This window comes from Bacillus sp. FSL R10-2780 (genome assembly GCF_038006125.1).
In the GTDB taxonomy this organism is placed as follows: Bacteria; Bacillota; Bacilli; order Bacillales; family Bacillaceae_G; genus Bacillus_A; species Bacillus_A cereus_U.
Map to the genome: position 1 here is coordinate 4,183,412 of NZ_JBBOUQ010000001.1, position 19,325 is coordinate 4,202,736.

The window sequence follows — 19,325 nt, forward strand, 5'->3', positions numbered from 1 at the left end:
CTTTTGCATCGATAAGAGCGGAAAACACCATGCCCATTGTATTTAAGAAATTGTTCGTTTTCATTTTGTTCATTATATAGATCCGCTCCTTTTCGAATAGTTGTTGCCTTGTTTCTGACTTAATTGTATGAAATATTGAGGAGAGTCACTATCGAATTAGCTTACAGGAAAATTACACTTTTGTAAGAAAAGCAAATGAAAGTGTAATGATGAGAAGATTTGACATATGTTCATGTGATTTATTAAGTTAAAAGTAGAGGTGAGTGTATGGCTAATATTAAAGATATTGCAAAGATGGCTGGGGTTTCAGTTACGACTGTTTCGAGGGTATTAAATGATCATCCATATGTAAGTGAAGAAAAAAGGAAAGTTGTTTTAGAAATAGTTGAGAAATTGAATTACTCACAAAATGCAAATGCTGTTCATTTATCAAAAGGGAAGACGAATATTGTTGGCGTGATTTTACCTTATATTAATCATCCGTCTTTTGATGCGATGGTGGGTGGAATGATGGAAGTTGCGTTAGCTCATAATTATCGAGTGCTTCTTTGTCAAACGAACTACAATAAAAAAGAAGAAATGAAAAGTTTACATATGTTGAAAACAAAGCAACTAGACGGTCTTATCATTTGTTCTCGTGCCAATGAGTGGGAAATTATAGAGCCTTATGCAGCATATGGGGCGGTTATTGCTTGTGAGGATAATGATATTGAAAGCATATCGAGTGTATATACAGATCATTTTAATGCCTTTCAATTAGGGATGAGTTACCTTATTGAAAAAGGTTATAAGAAGATTGGATATTGTACGGGAAGAAAGTTAGGGCCAAGTAGTAAGAAACGTTTTGATGCTTATAAACAACAGCTACAATTAATAGATGAAGAAGTGATGGAAGATCGGATTTTCACAGAATGCTTTACATTAGAAGATGGTGTAAGAGTTGCACATCAATTCAAGGAGATGGAGAATCCTCCTGAAGCATTAATAGTGGCAGGGGATGAAGTTGCTATTGGGATCATGACAGAAGTTAAAAAATTAGGTATTAAAGTTCCTGAGGATTTGGCGATTATTGGCTTTGATAATCAACCCATTTCACAAGTGTTACAGTTGACAACTATTGATCAAAATTTAAAAGAGATAGGTAAAACAGCTTTTGAAATGTTTTATCGACAAGTAAGCGATGAGAATTTTTCTAGACAAGAAAAGGTGGAAATTCCGTATGAACTTGTGGAGCGTTCTACAGTTTAGCCTTTATCCGTTATGTGTATAATCGCATAACGGATTATTTTTTTGAAATGTCTTTGACAGGAAACGCGTTTCATACTTTATAAATGATTTACACCGGTATGTAATAATCCATGGATTCTTTTCGAGTGTTAAAACAATGAATAGAATTTGGAGGAATATGCATGAATGAACTTTTATCGAGTATGAAAAAATATGTAAAGGATGACGAAGAGATTTTAGCCGTTATGGTAGGGATATTTGAGAATGATAATTTTACGCTATGTTATCAACATGGAATTTTTGCTGCCACTACTAGACGTCTCCTTTTTTACGGGAAATTTCCGTACTATCCCGCAATATTTAAAGATTACTCATATTTGCATATAGATGACATAGATTTCCGTCCATGTTTCGAGTTTACTTGTAATCATGAAACCGTTAGCGCTAAGTATATTCAGAAAGGGAATGTGGAGCAATTTGTTCGTGCAGTTAGAGCAAATATGAATAATTAATCACCCCTTTGTTTAAACATAATATCATGGTCATTATGAGAAAGAATGCGTAATAAAAACCACTTCTAAACCTCTAGGAGATAGTGATACAATGTCAAATGGGGGGAGGGATGAACTATGGTTAATCAACGTATAAAGGAAATCGCATTAATTACAATCGGTTCATTACTATTTGCAATTGGTATTAATTACTTCGCAATTCCAAACCGTTTATCAGAGGGCGGAATCATCGGTTTAACGGTTGTTACTTATTATTTATTTGATTGGTCACCAGGAATTGTGAATTTTGGTTTAAATGCAATTTTATTAGCTGTAGGTTATAAATTTTTTGATAAGAAAACGATGGTTTACACAATTATAGGTATTGTGGAAACATCTTTGTTTTTATACGTTACAGAGCACATTCAGTATCAAGTAAATAGTGATACATTATTAGCGGCTTTATTCGCTGGTGTATTTGTAGGTGTCGGATTAGGATGTATGTTCAAAGCTGGAGGTACATCAGGAGGATCGGCAATTTTAGCGCAGTTAGCAAATCAATATTTAGGTTGGAGCGTCGGAAAAGGCGTACTTATTATTGATATCATTGTAATTGCTGGTTCTGTATTTATAATAGGACAAGAAAAGGCGATGTATACACTTGTAGCTGTATTTGTCGGAGCGAAAGTGATTGATTTCATCGTGGAAGGTATGGATACAAAAACAGCTGTTACGATTATTTCGAATCAACCAGACTTAATTCGAGAGACTATTACGAAAAACATGACACGCGGTGTCACTGTATTAGAAGGACGCGGCGGATATACTGGTAAAAATAAAGAAGTATTGTATGTCGTTATTAATAAACAAGAGCTTGTTAAGTTAAAGCAAGTTATTAGTAGAGTTGATGAAGATGCCTTCGTTGTCATTCACGATGTGCGTGATGTACTTGGTGGTGGCTTTAAAGCGAGCTAAAAGATGAACGAGAAAATTCGTTCATCTTTTTTTATTCTTACAAAAATGTAAGGGTAATGTAATGGGATTGAATGGTAGATTAAATTCCTGCTCTTTAGAATGGATGTATAAGTATCCTGTAGAGGAGGAAAATCAGTATTATGAAGAAAAAAATGATTACTATTGTGATAGCTATGGTGACGATAGTAGTAGTATTGCTACCTACAAAACTTGGACCGGTTATCGATAAATATAATCCGCTTTATACGACGAAAGAATACTATACAATTGTGGATACGATCGGTCAGCACGTCGGTGATGAATGGTATGAATATGAATTTATTGCATTTGATGAACGTGGAAGAGAACAAAAAATAAAGAAAACTGTTAAACATATGTTAAAGAGAGACGAAGCGTTAAAGTTGTTCGCAAAAGGGCGTTACGGTGAGTCAATTGAAGAGATTGAGACTACAAGTATTCCTATAAATGCGAAGAGTAAACTTTTGGTGGTGAGATAGCGAAAATATACCCCCATCTATTTTTTGTCGAAAGGAAAAATACTAGGTGGGGGTATATTTTTGACTCATAAAAAAACCCCCTAGTTCGTATAAACTAGGGGGTTTTTTATATAAAGGGGAAGGGGACACATTGCAGTAATAAAAATGAAAGTATAAGAAGATTGGGCTACCGGCAATGTAATTTGGTTATGTGAGTATGCTTCTTATTTGGCTTACTTTCTAACCTTATTGTACGAGATATAGGTAAGGGAAACTATCGAATTACATTACACATATCTTACAAACATGTAAGTATCCTGTAATGTAATTCGATAGTTAGAAGATAGTGAATATAATATATTATAACTAGAAAGTCTTACTGTATTACTTTCTGATTCGTAATGTTAATGAAGAACGAAAAACCAACTAACTTTGAATAGCCCTTATCTTAGCTTAAGATGAGGGCTTTTTTTAAACCTTACAATATTGTAAGGTTTACGTAAGTTAATTCGATAGTAATTTTGTCATATTTTTTGCATAATAGATACAAATAGATAAAAAATAATTAGGGATATATTAAGAAGGGAGAAAACTGGGATGCGTAAAGAAGAAGTAGTGAAGTTTCCAATTAAAGATTTCTGTAGCTACTTTACTGTTGCCATAGTATGTATTGGATTATTTGATATAATAACAAATTTAATTGTTAACTAATATAGATGATAAAACAAGAAGGGAGACCCTTTCTTGTTTTTTTTATGGGGGGGGGCATAAAGATGAAATGGATTGATAGCCATATACATGTTGATCAATATGAGGATGAAGAGAAAAGTAGATTACTTACAGATGTGGAAAACAGTAAAGAGATACAAGGGCTTATTGCAGTATCTATGAATTATCAATCATGCCTAGAAACTCTATCTTTAGCAAAGCGATATCCTTTTATACATCCAGCAATAGGTTTTCATCCGGAGCAACCGACTCATAAAGAGGAATGTGAGCAAATTTATAAATTAATTGAAGATCATATAGAGGAAATCGTTGCGATTGGTGAAGTGGGGCTCCCATATTATTTAAGGAAAGAAGATGAAAATATTGCTGTCGATCCATACATAGCGGTGTTAAAAGAGTTTGTTGAACTAGCTAGTAAATATGATTTACCGATTGTATTACACGCAGTTTATGAAGACGCTGATATTGTATGTGATTTACTTGAAGAATATAAAGTTGTACGTGCACACTTTCACTGGTTTAAAGGAAGTGAAGCGACAATGAAACGGATGATGAGGAACGGTTATTATATTTCTATCACACCGGATGTTTTACATAAGGAGAAAATTAGAAAAATTGTTTCGTATTATCCTTTAAAATATATGATGGTAGAAACAGATGGGCCATGGGAATTTCAAGATGGTGTTATGACGCACCCTAAAATGATTAAAGATGTATTACAAGAAATTAGTGTAATAAAAAGAATGTCTGTAGAGAAAGTTGCAGAGAAAATATATGAGAATACGGTGCGATTTTATCAAGTTATTGAGTGATAGCAAAAAACACCAAGCATCTCGCTTGGTGTTTTTATTATGACTCTAATTTTTTCGCGCGTCTTAATAATAAAAGAAAGACAATTATAATGAACCCAATTATAAGGAAGAACCCATGTTGTTTTATATAATCAATTATGTCCTTCGCACTTGTTGGCTGTTCAGCATGAATGCCGTCTTTATTAGTAGTAATATGAATATCTTTCATTTTTACTTCATTCGTTTCTTTTTGTAAATCAATCCACTCTATGTTTGGAATACTTTCTAGTTCTTTTAATACTTCTTTTAATGGTTTAACGCCCAAGTAAGGATGATAAAATGCACCGATAATTCCATCGGATAATTTTTCGACAGATAAAGCACGTTCTTTCATTTTTGCTATAGCTTGTGGCTTATCTTCTTCAATAAAGCCAACAGTTTCAGGAATTAATTTCATCCCATGTAAAAATGAAGGTGTACTTATATAAGCCGGTGAGTGCATCGATTTCCAAGTTTTATCGTTTAGTTGTATTTGTCCTACATAAGTTGAAAAATATTGTGATAGTATTTCATATCCTTTTTGAGACATTGTATAGTGCGGAGCTTCAAAAGCAACTGGATACAATTTAGCTTCTACAAGCTCTGTAATCCCTTTTTCAATATGCTCTTTAATATACTTTTCTTCAAAGGCTTTTCCGTTTTTAACGTATTTATTATAGTCCTCTGTAGATTGGAAATCGTCTTTTGTTTTTGGTTTTTCATGGTTCGGTTGACGAATTGGTTGATCAGTTTTTACATCCCAAAATTCAAAACCTTCGCCAGTTTCACTATCATAAAACTGATGTGTGTAACCATGCATAACGATAGAGCCACCATTATCTTGCATAAAGCGTAAAACATCGATTAATTCAGAGTTATCCTTTAAATGTACTGTTTTTCCTGTGTCTGGATCTTTGTAAACAGGGATAACGGTAATCATATAAGGGAGCTTTTTCTCTTTTAGTAATTCAGCGATTTCTTTTAATTGCTTTACATCTACAGCTGGGTGAACGTCTTCAAGACGTAAATAAGCTGTAGTTTTATTTGTCATAGGCTCTTGTTCGAAGTAAGAAAATAGCATTTCACCGACGTAATGGGACATCCAATCAAAAAGGTTCGGAGTTGCAACATAATAGGATGTTCCTTGCTGCACGATTAACGGATGGGTTCCATCGGCACTCAAGGCGTAAGCAAGAGCTGTTCCTTTTGTTTCAACCTTCTTCATTAAGCGTTCTTCATGTAATTCATTTTTTAACTGGTGAGTCGGATATTCTATAGTGTGAGTTCGTATATCGGTTTCTTTCGAGGTAATGAAAGAAAAACGATTAGATAATTGTTCAACATTTTGTCCTAAAACTAATACTGGACCCGAGAAGTTTTCTAGAAATTGTTTTGCTTTAGTAGAAAAATCTTCTTTTTTCTCTCCAATATAAACAATATGTGTATAAGAAGATGAGTTAGTAGTTTCATTCATTTCTTTTAAACTTTTTACTGTTATATTATTTGTAAAGTGTCCTAACTGAGTATTAAGGATTTGTACATTGTTTGTAATTTTGTTGTTTTCTGTACTATACAAAATAAGTACTTTTGGCTTGGATGATGTTTGTGCAGAGATATGTATAGGAAAGAGTAGTAAAATGCTAAAAAAGAGTAGTAGGAATTTTTTCATTTATATATGCTCCTAGTCTATATAGAATTCAATTTACAATTATATACAATAAATGAGTTGTAGTCCATGTAAGTTACATTTTTGTACGTATTTACCAACTGTTTTTTCGCAAAATCGGTCTAAAGCATGATGATAATATGTATAGTTATTTGCTATGATTGAAGGGTAAGAGAATGATAGAGTGTAGGTAATTGTAAAGGGAAGGCTGAAGGGGGACAAATTTCAGCGGAGAAAGAGGTAGAGGTAGTGAAGAAATTCTTTGTAGGATTTTTAGTTGTTCTTGGAGTGTATTTATATTTCCAAGGAAAGTCTGAAGGAATGGGTAAGCTAATGAATGAAACAAGCTATGTTGATTCAGAAGAAGTAAAACAGATGAAACAAATCATTATAGAGGAAGCAAAGAAAGTAAACCTTCCGGAATGGATACCTCTTACAATTGCCGAACATGAAAGTAGGTTAAATCCAAGAAGTGTTGGAGATAACGGAACTTCATTCGGATTGTTTCAATTACACCGCGGTGGTGGGCTTGCGCCAGATCATTTAACTGATGAAGAGCTGAAAGATCCACGTATAAATGCACAAATTGCAATGCCGCATTTAATGAAAGGTTATAAGCGCGGGGTGCAAAAAGGTTTGACTGATTTTGCATTACTGAAATATATAGCGAATACATCTGGATGGCCAGGGAATTTAGGACCAGAGTGGACGGATAACAATATGAAGTATAACATCGGATTAGAGGATGTATACTATCGAAATAAAGGTGTAATAAAAGAGTAGGTTTTCTATACCTACTCTGTTTTTTTATGAATAGTTTCATCCTTTTCTCTCGTGAAATACTGCACTAGTTGTATTTTCACATCTTCTAGTTTTGTAGAAACTTGTGGTATTTTATATCCTACATACAACGGTGAAACTACAAATCTGGGAACAACTTTACAAATGATTTTCCTGTTTAAGTGATAGAAGAATAAGTTATAACTACTACACCCTTTGTGGAAATCTGTCAGTATGTAACGTACAGTTTGCTGAATATAATTTGCCATTTCATCTATAAATGCAATATCTTCAATGATTATGTTAAATTCAGTAAAGCCGATAATAGGACGCTCTGAAATGTTGAGTTCAATGCGTTCATTTTTTTGAACAATTACCCCTTGGAAATTTACTTCATCAATATTGTCAAGATAGTCTACATGTTTCATTCCGATAATTTGCATGTGTGCATGATGCAAACTTCCACCTGAAAATGGACCATGATTTTTGTATAAAATCACAGAGGTGAATTCTTTATTTTCCTGTAAGTTTAACCAATGGTGAATAGAGAAGCGAATTAGTTTTCTCATATGGTCTTCTGTATATGTTGCAATATGTTCTTCGCAATTATCTGTTTCGATTAACACTGTTTGAAAGGTATCCTTTAATGTAGGGAATTTATTTTTCAACCAAATAATAGAACCCTCAGTTGCTAAAATATCCGTTAAATTTTCTCTGTCACAAAAAGGACATGTAGCGCTTCTGTTCCGAATGCTTTCTGGTTTTTGTTTACCGATATCGTTTAAAAAATATAGTTGTTGTGTATCCATTTGTATATATGCCCCTTTAAAATATATGTAAAAATCCCGCTTAATACATTCGGGAAAAGGAGAAGGAAATCCTTTAAAGGGAATAGGGAAAAATAAAAGACAAGATATCCTCATTGCAATAGGGTACCTTGTCTTTTATTTTTTCTTTAATAGTGTGTATGGATAATATAGAGCATTTTCATTTTGTTTCTTTTTTCTATTTTTTATTGTGTATAAGGCAATTGCTGTACTTGCGATTACAATAATGGCTTTCTTCATATTCATATACCCCTTTTTATTGTTGGTTTAATTCTTGGCTAACTGCTTTTGCATCGACTAAAGCGTGTAAAACCATTTTTACCATGTTCATCATATTCCTTCACTCCTTTTTATAATTCGTTTAGTTCTTTTACAACTGCTTGTCCGTTCACTAATACCTCGAAGATTGCTTTTATGATTTCTTTCATCAGGATTGTTTCCTCCTTGTTTTGTCTCTCTTGTTTATATCTTTATTGTATAGGGAGGCATCTTTTCGTACTATCGCTTTTCATTACGTGAACATAACAGTTTTGTAAGATTTGATGTCACTTATTGAAATGTTTAGTCTATCTTCATTATTTTCAGAAAAATGACTATTCAAACATGGAATGGGAAAGTATAATAAAGAAGTAAGTATTAAATTCCGTACGAAAGGGGTGAATGAGATGAAACGTTCTTTAGCTGCGCGTGCCAAATTTTTAGATTATATCTATTTTTGTCGTGCGATTTTTCATGATGTAGTTGTTAACGGGATACGTATGCCCTTTTTTAACAATTGCATAGTAGCTATTGAACGATAGAAGTCTCTTCACCCATTTTTGATAAACGTGTGAAAAGGGAGCTATTTGGCTTCCTTTTTCTATGCCAAAAACCATGGGGAATGTTTCTTTCCCATGGTTTTTTATATTGAAAGGAGTACGGAAAATGACAATTTGTAGTGTAAATAATGTAAAGAAATCTTTTGGTGGAAACATCATATTTGAAAATATATCGCTTGAAATAAAGAATGGAGAACGTATTGGATTAGTTGGTCGTAACGGTAGTGGGAAGACAACTATCTTTCAGCTTCTAACAGGAATGGAGAGTTTGGATGCAGGAGCCATTCATATGAAGAAAGGTACATGCATCGGTCATGTAGCACAAATTCCAAAATTCAATAATGAAATGAATGTATATGATGTATTAAGCTCCGCTTTTAAAAAGGAAAAAGAGTTGGAGATAGAAATGCATGCTTTAGAAAAAAATATGGCGGAAGAACAGGAATCATCTGCTTTACAAAAATTGATGGAGAGGTACGGAGTAATTCAAGAAAGGTACGCGTTTCTCGGTGGTTATGAGATAGAAGCGAATATTATGAAGGTAGCAAATGGTCTACAGGTGACGGAGCTGTTTCCCCGATCATTTATGGAGTTAAGTGGTGGAGAACAAACAAAAGTAAGCCTTGCGTACATGCTATTGCAGAAACCAGATTTACTTTTATTAGATGAACCAACAAATCATCTGGACTTATTTGCAGTCGAGTGGTTAGAGCAATTTCTAAAAGAGTATACAGGAACAGTTATGGTCATTTCACATGATCGCTATTTCCTTGATGAAGTTGTAACGAAAATTTTTGATTTAGAAGATGGAGAAATTCACGTATATCATGCGAACTATTCACAGTTTGTTGAGGAAAAGGAAGAAAGATTGCTTCAAGAATTTCAAGCGTATCAAGAACAACAAAAGAAAATAAAGAAAATGAAAGAAGCAATTAAGCGCCTACGTGAATGGGCAAATCAAGCGAATCCGCCGAATGAAGGATTGCATAAGAGAGCGAGAAATATGGAACGTGCATTAGAGCGCATAGAGAAACTAAAGAGACCCATTTTGGATAGAAAACAGATGGGACTTCAGTTTGACGGGCAAGAGAGAAGCGGGAAAGATGTTGTTGTAATGAAAGAAGTGAGTAAAGGATTTGCTGACAGATCTTTATTCGAGAAAGTAAATTTGCATATTCGTTTTCAGGAACGCGCAGCTATCGTTGGACGTAACGGTACAGGAAAGACTACGTTATTAAAACTACTACTAGAAGAAATGAAGCAAGATACTGGTGAAATTCGGATTGGTAGTAGTGTGAAAATCGGTTATTTATCGCAACATGCGTACGGGAATATGAAGAACAATGTATTGGAAGCTTTTAGAGAGTGTGTAGCTGTAGCAGAGGGAGAAGCAAGACATATATTAGCGCGGTTTTTATTTTATGGTCCAGCTGTTTTTAAGAAAGTAACGCAACTTAGCGGTGGAGAAAAAATGAGGTTAAGACTCGCGCAACTTATGTATCAAGATGTTAACTTTCTTATTTTAGATGAACCGACGAATCATCTTGATATTGAATCAAGGGAAGTTTTAGAGGAAGCCCTTGAACAATATAACGGGACGATTTTGGCTGTTTCACATGATCGTTATTTCTTAAATAAGTTATTTGAAAAAACATATTGGATTGATGAGCACAAATTATTTGAGTTTGCAGGGAACTATGCATGGGCTCGTCAAAAGTGGGAAGAAAGAATTGAGAAACAAGTAGCAAAACAGAAGCAGCAACAGCAAGGGAATAAAGCGTTAGAAGTAATGCCTATAAAAAAGAAGAAGGCTAGGAATTTAGAGGAAGTTGAAAACGAGTTAATGCATATAGAAGAAGATATATATGTACTTGAATGTAAAATGGAACATGTAGTTGATGTTGAAATGCTTGAACAATTGTATGAAGAAAAAACGAAAAAAGAGTTTTTACGAGCGGAGTTATATAATGAGTTAGAGAATATTGTGGAGTAAAGAGTAGAAAGCTAATTCTTTTCAGTTTTGCTGAAGGGATTAGCTTTCTTTTTTTATAATAATATTTTACGTAAAGGATAAAGTGAAACTTTAATCAGTGGGGGGTGTTCATCCCCCACTGATTATTAGTTGAACCAATCGGGCGTTTACGGGCAGTTAATCCCCCATCTAACTTCTTTACTCCAGCCGAATTTTGAGGTGGGAGTTTTACTGCCCGTTAATGCGGGATAAATAAAAAATGTGTTTCACGTGAAACAGTAATTTTGATAAATCTTTGTTACGCAATTTTCATAGGTTGAGAAACATATGAAATGGTAAGAAGGAAAATAAACGTTATTAGAAGTGTTTTTGATAAGAGTAATTACAAAAGTATTGGCTAATTATTTCCCAAGACATAAGTGTGTGTAATAGAGACTTGGGGATTGAAGATAAAAAAGAAAGCAGAGTTACAGCTTTACGCGCTGAACTCTGCTTTCTTTTTGTGTGGTATCTTCCCTCGTTGAAATTATAATAGCGATCCCGAGCATAATAAAAAAAGCTAAAAAGAGGACGAACTTTGGGAAGAAAGGGAATAGTAATAACGCCCCGACTATCATGATTGTTAATAATACATAGTGCAGGACATATTGGAATAGGTTGTCCATATTTTCGCCCCCTTCTTGGTAGTTAATTATTATTATTCTATGCGGGACTATTAGGTAATAGAAGGTGTTTTTTATTTTTTGAAAGAAATCAATTAGCCAGGATTGACATAACTAGTGAAAAGGAATAATCTTGAAATTAATTCATACTATTTTTATATGAAAAATAAGGATAGTTACAGAAAGGAGCTTTATGTTACTACTCAATTAGAAAATAGGAAAGTAAGGGTGAGAATTATGCGAAAGGTCTTTAAAGGGTTATTTGCTACGTTTCTTAGTACATCGGTTTTATTAGCAGGATGCGCTCAAGAAGAGACAAGTACAAATAAAGCAACAAAGATGCCAAAAGTGAAAGATGAATTTATTAAAGCGAGTGACAAAGTAAAAAGTCCAGCAAAGGCAAAGGAAAGAAAAGATACTTTTGTAATTGGAATGCCGAGCCCTGGCGGGATATTCCTTCCGCATTTCATGGAGAATGGATGGGATGGCAATATAACGCAAGCTATCTTTGCTCCTCTTGTTGGGCTGGATAAGGAAGGAAAACCAATCCCGATTCTAGCGAAGAAGTGGGATATTTCGGAGGATCAGCTTACATATACGTTACATTTGAAAGATGATGTAAAGTTTAGTGATGGTTCGCCGTTAACAGCGGACGATGTAGCATTTACATTAACGTTACTACATGACCAGACATATAGCGGAGCAACTGATATAAGTCAAACAGCAATAAAGGGTGGGCAAGCATATAAAGAAGGAAAAGCTACATCTATTGAGGGGATTCAAGTCATCGATCCGAAAACAATTACGATTACAACTGAAAAGGTAAATGCCCAAACATTATCGTTAATTGGTGGAGAAGTTATATCAAAAGCTTATTACGGTAAAGAATATAAGCAAGGGAATTTAGAGTATTTAAAAGAGTTATATGGAAAACCGATGGGAGCAGGAGCTTATAAACTAGATAAATATATTCCAGGTCAAGAAGTTCGTTTTGTAGCAAATGAAAATTATTTTGAAGGTAAACCGAAAATTGAGCACTTTATTTATAAAATTACAAAAGGTGATACGAGTTTGCAACAATTTCAAGCGGGAGAAGTAGATTATGATGGCTTCACGACAAGTGCGGAAACGATTGAGCAATTAAAAGAGCTAGGTTTCGCTAATATTAATGTGTATACAGGAAGTTCTTACGGCTACATTAAAATGAATTATAAGAAGCCATACTTTAAAGATAAACGTGTACGCCAAGCGTTTATTTACGGATTAGAGCGCCAAAAAGTAATTGATACGTATTTCCAAGGTTATGCCTCACTCGTTAATGTACCAATTACACCAGTTTCGTGGGCGTATACAGAAGAAGGAATCAATAAATACGAATATAATTTAGAAAAAGCAAAGAAATTACTTGATGAAGCAGGATGGAAGGCTGGGTCAGATGGTATTCGTGAAAAAGATGGTCAGAAATTGAAGGTAAGTTATTTTGCCTCATCAGCAAGTAAAATCAATGATGTGATGATCCCTGTTATGAAAGAGGATTATAAAAAGATTGGGGTAGATTTCAACCCAGAATACATGGACTTTAATACGATGATTTCCAAGGTAATTAAAGGAGATTATGATTTAGCGATGGTCTCCACACCGATGATTGATGATCCGAGCGGAACAATTGAGGAGTTTGTTTCGACAAGTAAGCGTAATTATGATGGATATCATAATCCGAAAGTAGATGAATTAGCTAAGCAGGCATTAGAAACATTGGATATTGAAAAACGAAAAGAAATCTATAAAAAACTATATCAAGAGTTAAGTGAAGATCCACCTGTTATTTTCTTAAACAATAGTAAGGTCATTTCTGCTCACAACGCACGAATTCAAGGATTACAAGAAGATAACTATAATGGTATATTGTTAAGTTTACCTAAATTGAATATTGCTCAATAATTTTTGGAGAACTCTCAAAATATTTATATAGAAATAATTGACAAAATATACTGAAAGATATAAGCTAATAACAATAAAGTCTACCGGAAAGGTCGGAATAAGATTGTTACCCCTCAAAAACATCTGTTTTTTTTACGTTTAAAACCGACTTTTCCGATTGGCTATAAAATGTTGCTGTGGGAGGCATACATAAGGCAAGCAGTTCATAAGGTGTAATTATTAAAAAAAAGTTAGGGTGGGGACAATGAAGAAAAAGACAAAAAAATGGGCTGGTTTATTTTCAGTATTACTGAGTAGTTCGTTTGTGTTATCTGCTTGCGGGGGACAGGAGGATACGGCTTCTACAGAACCAGTTAAACAGCAAGATTTAAAAAATATAAAAATCGAAAAGATTGCTGCTACAGATAAGACGAAAGTGCCTGACAAAGCAAAAAGTCGAAAAGACACGTTAGTTGTTGGGATTAGTAAACCAGGTGGTGTCTTTTTACCATACTTCCAGCAAAATGGCTGGGATGGAAATGTAACTTCTGTTATTTTTGCATCTCTTGTATCGACAGATAAACAAGGAAAACCAACTCCAGAATTAGCTGAGAAGTGGGATGTTTCCTCTGATCAGTTAACATATACATTCCATTTACGTAAAGATTTAAAATTTAGTGATGGTTCACCGTTAACAGCGGATGATGTAGCGTTCACATTGACGCTTTTACATGATAAGGCATATGAGGGTGAAATGGATATTTCTCAATATGCTGTTAAAGGCGGAAAAGAATATAAAGAAGGTAAAGCAACTTCTATTGAAGGAATTCAAGTTGTTGATCCACAGACAATTAAAGTTACGACTGAAAAAGTTAATTCCCAGACACTAACTGCTTTAGGTGGCCCAGTGTTATCAAAAGCTTATTATGGAAAAGACTATAAACAAAATACAAGTTTAGATTATTTAAAAGAGTTATATGGAAAACCGATAGCTGCGGGCCCATATAAATTTGAAAAGTATATTCCTGGTCAAGAAGTTCGATTTGTAGCAAATGAAAATTATTATGCAGGTAAACCGAAAATTCCAAACTTCATTTATAAAATTACTGCTGGTGATACGAAGCTTCAATTATTCCAAACAGGTGAGGTTGACTACACTGGCCTAGGTACTGGTGATGAAGTTCTTGAACAAGCGAAAGGTTTACAATTCGCGAATATTCAAATCGAAACAGCAGCATCATTTAGTTATATTTATATGAATAATAATAAGCCGTACTTAAAGGATAAAAAGGTTCGCCAAGCACTTATTTATGGGTTAGATCGCCAAAAGTATGTTGATACAGCATTAAAAGGGTACGGTACAGTAGCTAGTGTACCAATCCATCCAACTTCTTGGGCTTATACGGAAGAAGGAGTTAATAAATATGAATACGATAAAGAAAAAGCGAAAAAATTATTAGATGAAGCAGGGTGGAAAGTTGGTTCGGATGGAATTCGTGAAAAAGATGGTCAAAAATTAAAGCTTTCTTATTTCGGCCCAAGTTCGGCTAAGGATAGTGATTTATTAATTCCAATTGCGAAAGAGAATTATAAAGAGATAGGTGTAGAATTTAATCCTGAATTTATGGACTTTAATACTATGCTGTCTAAGGTAAATAAAGGTGATTATGATTTAGCTTCTGTTTCGACACCGATTACAAGTGATCCAAGTGAAACAGCTGGTGAATATTTGTCTAGTGCAAATGAAATTAGCCTTGGTTACAAGAATGCAAAAGTAGATGAGTTAATTCAAAAAGGTATTGAAACGGTAGATATTGAAAAACGTAAACCAATCTATAAAGAGCTGTATAAAGAATTAAGTGATGACCCACCAGTCATTCTATTAAACTACCGTAGAACAATTACGGGTTATAACGGGAATATAAAAGGAATTGACCCTGAAAAATACAATAGTATTAGTGCAAACTTACCAGTATTATCATTTGAAAAATAACGATAAGAATGTATAAGTAGAAGGCATTTTTTCATCCGGCAATTAATAGTGCCGCTTTGAAAAAATGTTCTTCTATTTTAAGCATAAGATTGGAGAGAAAAAGGGTGAAAACATATATCATTCGTAGGTTGTTACAAATGATTCCTACATTGTTGGGTGCGTCAGTTATTATCTTTTTTTTGTTCGCGCTTCTTCCAGGTGACTATATTGATTCAAATCCAAAGATTACACCACAAAGAGCTGCGGAGCTTAGAGAGCTATATGGTTTAAATAAACCAATTGTTGAGCGATATTTCCACTGGCTAGGTAATGCATTGCAGGGGGATTTTGGTTTTTCTCTTCAATATCAAGAACCTGTAACATCATTGTTAAATAAATTCATATGGAATTCATTTATTGTTGCGGTTATTGCATTGTTCTTTATTTGGCTAATTGCACTTATTATCGGTGTATTTTCAGCAACAAAGCAACATTCCTTATTCGATAAGCTTGTAACAATTGGTGTTTTTGCAGCGATGTCATTTCCTTCATTCTTTATCGGTTTGTTTTTAATTAAAGTGTTCGCGGTTGATTTAAAGTTATTACCGATAGGCGGGATGATTGATGTTGGCAGTAATTCGACTGGACTTGCTTACGTAATAGAGGTTTCAAAGCATATGGTTTTACCGGTGTTTATTTTAACTCTCCTTGGAGTAGGCTCATTAACTCGCTATTTTAGAACGAGTATGTTAGAAGTTGTACGGCAAGATTATATTCGAACGGCTAGAGCAAAAGGTTTAAAGGAGAAGACTGTTATTTATAAACATGCATTAAAAAATGCAATTTTACCGGCTATTACATTGCTTGCATTTGAGTTACCAGGATTGTTTTCAGGGGCAATTATTATTGAACAAATTTTCAACTGGCCAGGTATCGGCAATATTCAATTAGAAGCGCTTAATTTCCGTGATTATACAGTATTAATGGCGTTTACGATGTTTCTTTCTTGTTTAACAATTGTTTCAAACTTTTTAGCGGATGTTGTATATGCAGTTGTTGATCCACGTATTCGGTTGAAGTAAGGGGGGAAAGAGATGGAAACTGTTACAGCAATTACAGAGAAAAAAGCAAAAAAGAAAAGACGGAATGAATCATCACCGTGGAGGCAAGCTTTTAAAAGGATAAAGAAAAATAAGATGGCACTTATAGGGTTTTATGCATTAGTTTTTATGTTTTTATTTTGTTTTATCGGTCCATTCTTTTCACCGTATGCATCCGGAAAAATACAAGTTGCGCTAATTAACAAACCACCTAGTTTTTCTCATTGGCTTGGTACAGATCAATTAGGAAGGGATATTTTAACAAGGCTTATGCAAGCGGGGCGGATTTCATTAACAATTGGCTTAGCTTCAATGGTTTTATCAGTTATACTAGGAGCTTTATTAGGAGCTATTGCAGGTTTTTATCGTGGCATCGTCGACAATATTATAATGCGTCTTGCAGATATTTTAATGTCGATGCCAGGATTACCCTTACTTATTATAATGGGAGCTATTTTATCAGAATGGAAAGTACCATCTGACTATCGTCTTTATGTCATTATGATTATTTTAAGTTTAGTAGGTTGGCCAGGGCTTGCACGTCTCGTACGAGGTCAAATTTTATCGCTTCGAGAACAATCGTTCATGCAGGCTGCTGATGTGTTAGGAATAAAAGATTACCGCAAAATTGTATATCATTTAATCCCAAATGTTTTACCAATATTAATTGTTGTATCAACATTAGGTGTTGCGGGTTCTATATTAGGAGAGTCTGCACTAAGCTATTTAGGTCTTGGTGTCGTTCCACCTACACCATCGTGGGGGAATATGATTAGCGCAGCAAACTCATTAATTGATTTCCAAAAGCGTCCTTGGTTATGGATTCCACCCGGTTTTGCAATTTTTATAACAGTTGTATCAATTAATTTACTGGGCGATGCACTTCGTGATGCATTAGATCCAAAGATGAAGCGGTAGGTGAGGAAGCATGAGTAAAGCAGTAGTAGAGATAAAGGATTTACAAACACACTTTCAGACGGAAGAAGGGACAGTAAAGGCTGTTAATCATGTTAGCTTTTCAGTTCGGGAAGGTGAAACAGTTTGTGTAGTAGGCGAATCAGGTTGCGGGAAAAGTGTAACGGCCTTATCTATTATGGGACTTATTGCTGAATCTGGCGGCATCGTTGGTGGCGATATTCTTTATGAAGGAAAAAGCCTTTTAGGAATGAAAGAGAAAGAACTTCGTAGTTTAAGAGGAAATGATATTGCGATGATTTTCCAGGAACCGATGACATCGCTTAATCCAGTCTTCACTGTTGGAGAGCAAATTGTTGAGACGTTAAGAGAGCATGAACTACTTAGCAAAAACGAAGCATACAAAAAAGCAATTGAATTAATTCGTAAAGTTGGTATTGCTCGTGCTGATGAAATTGTCCATTCTTATCCGCATGAACTGAGCGGTGGAATGTTACAACGTATTATGATTGCTGTTGCACTTAGTTGTAATCCAAAGTTATTAATTGCAGATGAACCGACAACAGCTCTTGATGTTACGATTCAAGCGCAAATATTAGACTTATTAAGACAAGTAAAAGAGGAATTTAAAACGTCTATCTTATTAATTACACATGATCTAGGTGTTGTAGCGGAAATGGCCGATTACGTTGTTGTTATGTATGGTGGTAAAGTCATTGAAGAAGCTCCAGTAGTAGAGCTATTTCAAAATCCTAAACACCCATATACGAAAGGATTGCTAAAATCAAAACCAGTAATGGGGAAACGAACAGATAAACTTTATTCTATTCCAGGGCAAGTTCCAAATTTAGTTGGCTTAGATGAATTTTGCTACTTTAGTGGTCGATGTGAACATTGCATGGAAATATGCAAAAATGAAGCGCCAAATCTTAATGTGCATGATGAGGATCATAAAGTAGCTTGTTGGTTATATGAGGAGCGTGCTGGGCAATGAGTGAACCATTATTAGAAGTGAAGAACTTAAAAACGTATTTTCCGATTAAGGGCGGCGTATTTAGTAGGACGATTGGACATGTGAAAGCGGTAGATGGGGTAAGCTTTACAATTGATAAAGGAGAAGTGTTTGGCCTTGTAGGAGAGTCTGGAAGTGGGAAAACGACGATAGGGAAAACAATTCTCCGTCTCGTTCAAAAAACAGAAGGTGAAGTGAAATTTAAAGGTCAAGATGTTCATACTTTATCAAAAGAGGAGCTGAGAAAGCATCGTCCTAATATGCAGCTCGTCTTTCAAGATCCATTTAGCTCATTAAATCCAAGAATGAGAATTGGAGAAGCGCTTGGTGAGCCAATGTTGGCTCACGGGCTAGCGACGAAAGAAAATGTCCGTGAAAAGGTGATAGAAGTATTGGAGTTATGTGGTTTAGCGCCGTATCATATTGACCGGTACCCTCATGAGTTTTCCGGTGGGCAACGTCAGCGTATCGTTATTGCAAGGGCAATGGTATTAGATCCAGAATTTATTGTGGCTGATGAGCCTGTTGCGGCATTAGATGTATCTATTCAAGCGCAAATCATTAATTTGTTTAGTGAATTACAGGAGAAAAAGGGATTGTCCTATTTATTCATTTCACATGATTTAAGTGTTGTGGAGCACTTATGTACGAAAATTGGAATTATGTACTTAGGAACTATTGTGGAAACAGCAGCACGTGATGAGTTATTTGCGAATCCACTTCATCCATATACAAAAGCATTATTATCAGCAGTACCAATACCTGATCCAACGGTTAAACGAGAACGGATTATTTTAGAAGGGGATATTCCAAGTCCGGCAAATCCGCCGTCAGGTTGCCGTTTTCATACACGCTGTCCGTTTGCTACAGATGTTTGTAAAAAGAATGTACCAGAATTCCGTAATGTGGGTGAAAATCATTTTGTTGCTTGTCACCATGTGTGAAAAAAAGGA

General features: G+C 34.8%; 18 protein-coding genes. 14 read left to right on the forward strand and 4 right to left on the reverse strand.

Annotation, left to right across the window (positions count from 1 at the left end):
* Nucleotides 1-267 precede the first annotated feature (267 nt).
* From NSQ47_RS21865 to NSQ47_RS21885, 5 genes are all read left to right on the forward strand, one after another.
* Nucleotides 268-1,248 (forward strand): LacI family DNA-binding transcriptional regulator, encoded by a 981-nt coding sequence (locus tag NSQ47_RS21865; protein ID WP_341037983.1) that lies wholly within the window; start codon nt 268-270, stop codon nt 1,246-1,248.
* A gap of 161 nt (nt 1,249-1,409) precedes the next feature.
* Nucleotides 1,410-1,739 carry a PH domain-containing protein gene (locus NSQ47_RS21870; RefSeq protein WP_341037984.1) on the forward strand — a complete coding sequence of 110 codons (330 nt, stop codon included), beginning with the start codon at nt 1,410-1,412 and terminating at the stop codon, nt 1,737-1,739.
* 117 nt (nt 1,740-1,856) lie between these two features.
* Nucleotides 1,857-2,693 carry a YitT family protein gene (locus tag NSQ47_RS21875; RefSeq protein WP_002159558.1) on the forward strand — a complete coding sequence of 279 codons (837 nt, stop codon included), beginning with the start codon at nt 1,857-1,859 and terminating at the stop codon, nt 2,691-2,693.
* 140 nt (nt 2,694-2,833) lie between these two features.
* Nucleotides 2,834-3,190, forward strand: coding sequence for a YxeA family protein (locus NSQ47_RS21880; RefSeq protein WP_341037985.1), 357 nt, complete (start codon nt 2,834-2,836; stop codon nt 3,188-3,190).
* Between the two features lie 752 nt (nt 3,191-3,942).
* The gene (locus NSQ47_RS21885; RefSeq protein ID WP_341037986.1) at nt 3,943-4,710 is read left to right on the forward strand and encodes a TatD family hydrolase; all 768 of its coding nucleotides are present in this window, start codon (nt 3,943-3,945) and stop codon (nt 4,708-4,710) included.
* A 37-nt stretch (nt 4,711-4,747) separates the two neighbouring features.
* Here NSQ47_RS21885 and NSQ47_RS21890 read toward each other — a convergent pair whose 3' ends face one another.
* Entirely contained in the window at nt 4,748-6,397 is a 1,650-nt protein-coding gene (locus tag NSQ47_RS21890) for a DUF2334 domain-containing protein (protein ID WP_002159555.1), read from the reverse strand.
* 246 nt (nt 6,398-6,643) lie between these two features.
* Between NSQ47_RS21890 and NSQ47_RS21895 the strand changes: the two genes are divergently transcribed.
* Nucleotides 6,644-7,177, forward strand: a complete 534-nt coding sequence (locus NSQ47_RS21895) for a transglycosylase SLT domain-containing protein (protein WP_002159554.1) — start codon at nt 6,644-6,646, stop codon at nt 7,175-7,177.
* Nucleotides 7,178-7,188: 11 nt separating this feature from the next.
* Here NSQ47_RS21895 and NSQ47_RS21900 read toward each other — a convergent pair whose 3' ends face one another.
* Both NSQ47_RS21900 and NSQ47_RS21905 read right to left on the reverse strand, forming a co-directional pair.
* Nucleotides 7,189-7,983 carry a DUF4931 domain-containing protein gene (locus NSQ47_RS21900; protein WP_445662099.1) on the reverse strand — a complete coding sequence of 265 codons (795 nt, stop codon included), beginning with the start codon at nt 7,981-7,983 and terminating at the stop codon, nt 7,189-7,191.
* A 135-nt stretch (nt 7,984-8,118) separates the two neighbouring features.
* The gene (locus NSQ47_RS21905; protein ID WP_002029408.1) at nt 8,119-8,247 is read right to left on the reverse strand and encodes a hypothetical protein; all 129 of its coding nucleotides are present in this window, start codon (nt 8,245-8,247) and stop codon (nt 8,119-8,121) included.
* Between the two features lie 419 nt (nt 8,248-8,666).
* On the opposite strand from NSQ47_RS21905, the gene NSQ47_RS21910 reads away from it, so the two are divergent.
* The gene (locus tag NSQ47_RS21910; protein ID WP_079999070.1) at nt 8,667-8,801 is read left to right on the forward strand and encodes an RAxF-45 family protein; all 135 of its coding nucleotides are present in this window, start codon (nt 8,667-8,669) and stop codon (nt 8,799-8,801) included.
* Nucleotides 8,802-8,925: 124 nt separating this feature from the next.
* A complete protein-coding gene (gene abc-f, locus NSQ47_RS21915) occupies nt 8,926-10,812 on the forward strand; it encodes a ribosomal protection-like ABC-F family protein (protein WP_341037988.1) in 1,887 nt (628 codons plus the stop codon).
* 446 nt (nt 10,813-11,258) lie between these two features.
* Here abc-f and NSQ47_RS21920 read toward each other — a convergent pair whose 3' ends face one another.
* Nucleotides 11,259-11,456, reverse strand: coding sequence for a hypothetical protein (locus NSQ47_RS21920; protein WP_000369259.1), 198 nt, complete (start codon nt 11,454-11,456; stop codon nt 11,259-11,261).
* Nucleotides 11,457-11,690: 234 nt separating this feature from the next.
* On the opposite strand from NSQ47_RS21920, the gene NSQ47_RS21925 reads away from it, so the two are divergent.
* The 6 genes from NSQ47_RS21925 to NSQ47_RS21950 all read left to right on the forward strand — a co-directional run bounded on the left by NSQ47_RS21925 (nt 11,691) and on the right by NSQ47_RS21950 (nt 19,316).
* On the forward strand, nt 11,691-13,394 hold the full coding sequence (locus tag NSQ47_RS21925; RefSeq protein ID WP_341037989.1) for an ABC transporter substrate-binding protein: 1,704 nt from the start codon (nt 11,691-11,693) through the stop codon (nt 13,392-13,394).
* A 244-nt stretch (nt 13,395-13,638) separates the two neighbouring features.
* Nucleotides 13,639-15,366: an ABC transporter substrate-binding protein gene (locus NSQ47_RS21930; RefSeq protein ID WP_341037990.1), complete on the forward strand. Its 1,728-nt coding sequence runs from the start codon at nt 13,639-13,641 to the stop codon at nt 15,364-15,366.
* Between the two features lie 104 nt (nt 15,367-15,470).
* Complete coding sequence (locus NSQ47_RS21935; protein ID WP_016103351.1) at nt 15,471-16,427, forward strand: ABC transporter permease; 957 nt, start codon at nt 15,471-15,473, stop codon at nt 16,425-16,427.
* A 12-nt stretch (nt 16,428-16,439) separates the two neighbouring features.
* Nucleotides 16,440-17,363: an oligopeptide ABC transporter permease gene (gene opp4C / locus NSQ47_RS21940; RefSeq protein WP_002063509.1), complete on the forward strand. Its 924-nt coding sequence runs from the start codon at nt 16,440-16,442 to the stop codon at nt 17,361-17,363.
* A 10-nt stretch (nt 17,364-17,373) separates the two neighbouring features.
* Nucleotides 17,374-18,354: an ABC transporter ATP-binding protein gene (locus NSQ47_RS21945; protein ID WP_016103352.1), complete on the forward strand. Its 981-nt coding sequence runs from the start codon at nt 17,374-17,376 to the stop codon at nt 18,352-18,354.
* Nucleotides 18,351-19,316: an ABC transporter ATP-binding protein gene (locus NSQ47_RS21950; protein WP_341037992.1), complete on the forward strand. Its 966-nt coding sequence runs from the start codon at nt 18,351-18,353 to the stop codon at nt 19,314-19,316. Before NSQ47_RS21945 ends, NSQ47_RS21950 begins: the two co-directional genes overlap by 4 nt.
* The last annotated feature ends 9 nt before the right edge of the window (nt 19,317-19,325 follow it).

Coding starts and splice junctions, on each gene's coding strand:
- NSQ47_RS21920 (WP_000369259.1), bottom strand. CDS start 11,456: ATGGACAACCTATTCCAATATGTCCTGCACTATGTATTATTAACAATC.
- NSQ47_RS21925 (WP_341037989.1), top strand. CDS start 11,691: ATGCGAAAGGTCTTTAAAGGGTTATTTGCTACGTTTCTTAGTACATCG.
- NSQ47_RS21885 (WP_341037986.1), top strand. CDS start 3,943: ATGAAATGGATTGATAGCCATATACATGTTGATCAATATGAGGATGAA.
- NSQ47_RS21900 (WP_445662099.1), bottom strand. CDS start 7,983: ATGGATACACAACAACTATATTTTTTAAACGATATCGGTAAACAAAAA.
- NSQ47_RS21870 (WP_341037984.1), top strand. CDS start 1,410: ATGAATGAACTTTTATCGAGTATGAAAAAATATGTAAAGGATGACGAA.
- NSQ47_RS21875 (WP_002159558.1), top strand. CDS start 1,857: ATGGTTAATCAACGTATAAAGGAAATCGCATTAATTACAATCGGTTCA.
- NSQ47_RS21905 (WP_002029408.1), bottom strand. CDS start 8,247: ATGAATATGAAGAAAGCCATTATTGTAATCGCAAGTACAGCAATTGCC.
- NSQ47_RS21880 (WP_341037985.1), top strand. CDS start 2,834: ATGAAGAAAAAAATGATTACTATTGTGATAGCTATGGTGACGATAGTA.
- NSQ47_RS21865 (WP_341037983.1), top strand. CDS start 268: ATGGCTAATATTAAAGATATTGCAAAGATGGCTGGGGTTTCAGTTACG.
- abc-f (WP_341037988.1), top strand. CDS start 8,926: ATGACAATTTGTAGTGTAAATAATGTAAAGAAATCTTTTGGTGGAAAC.
- NSQ47_RS21945 (WP_016103352.1), top strand. CDS start 17,374: ATGAGTAAAGCAGTAGTAGAGATAAAGGATTTACAAACACACTTTCAG.
- NSQ47_RS21890 (WP_002159555.1), bottom strand. CDS start 6,397: ATGAAAAAATTCCTACTACTCTTTTTTAGCATTTTACTACTCTTTCCT.
- NSQ47_RS21930 (WP_341037990.1), top strand. CDS start 13,639: ATGAAGAAAAAGACAAAAAAATGGGCTGGTTTATTTTCAGTATTACTG.
- opp4C (WP_002063509.1), top strand. CDS start 16,440: ATGGAAACTGTTACAGCAATTACAGAGAAAAAAGCAAAAAAGAAAAGA.
- NSQ47_RS21910 (WP_079999070.1), top strand. CDS start 8,667: ATGAAACGTTCTTTAGCTGCGCGTGCCAAATTTTTAGATTATATCTAT.
- NSQ47_RS21950 (WP_341037992.1), top strand. CDS start 18,351: ATGAGTGAACCATTATTAGAAGTGAAGAACTTAAAAACGTATTTTCCG.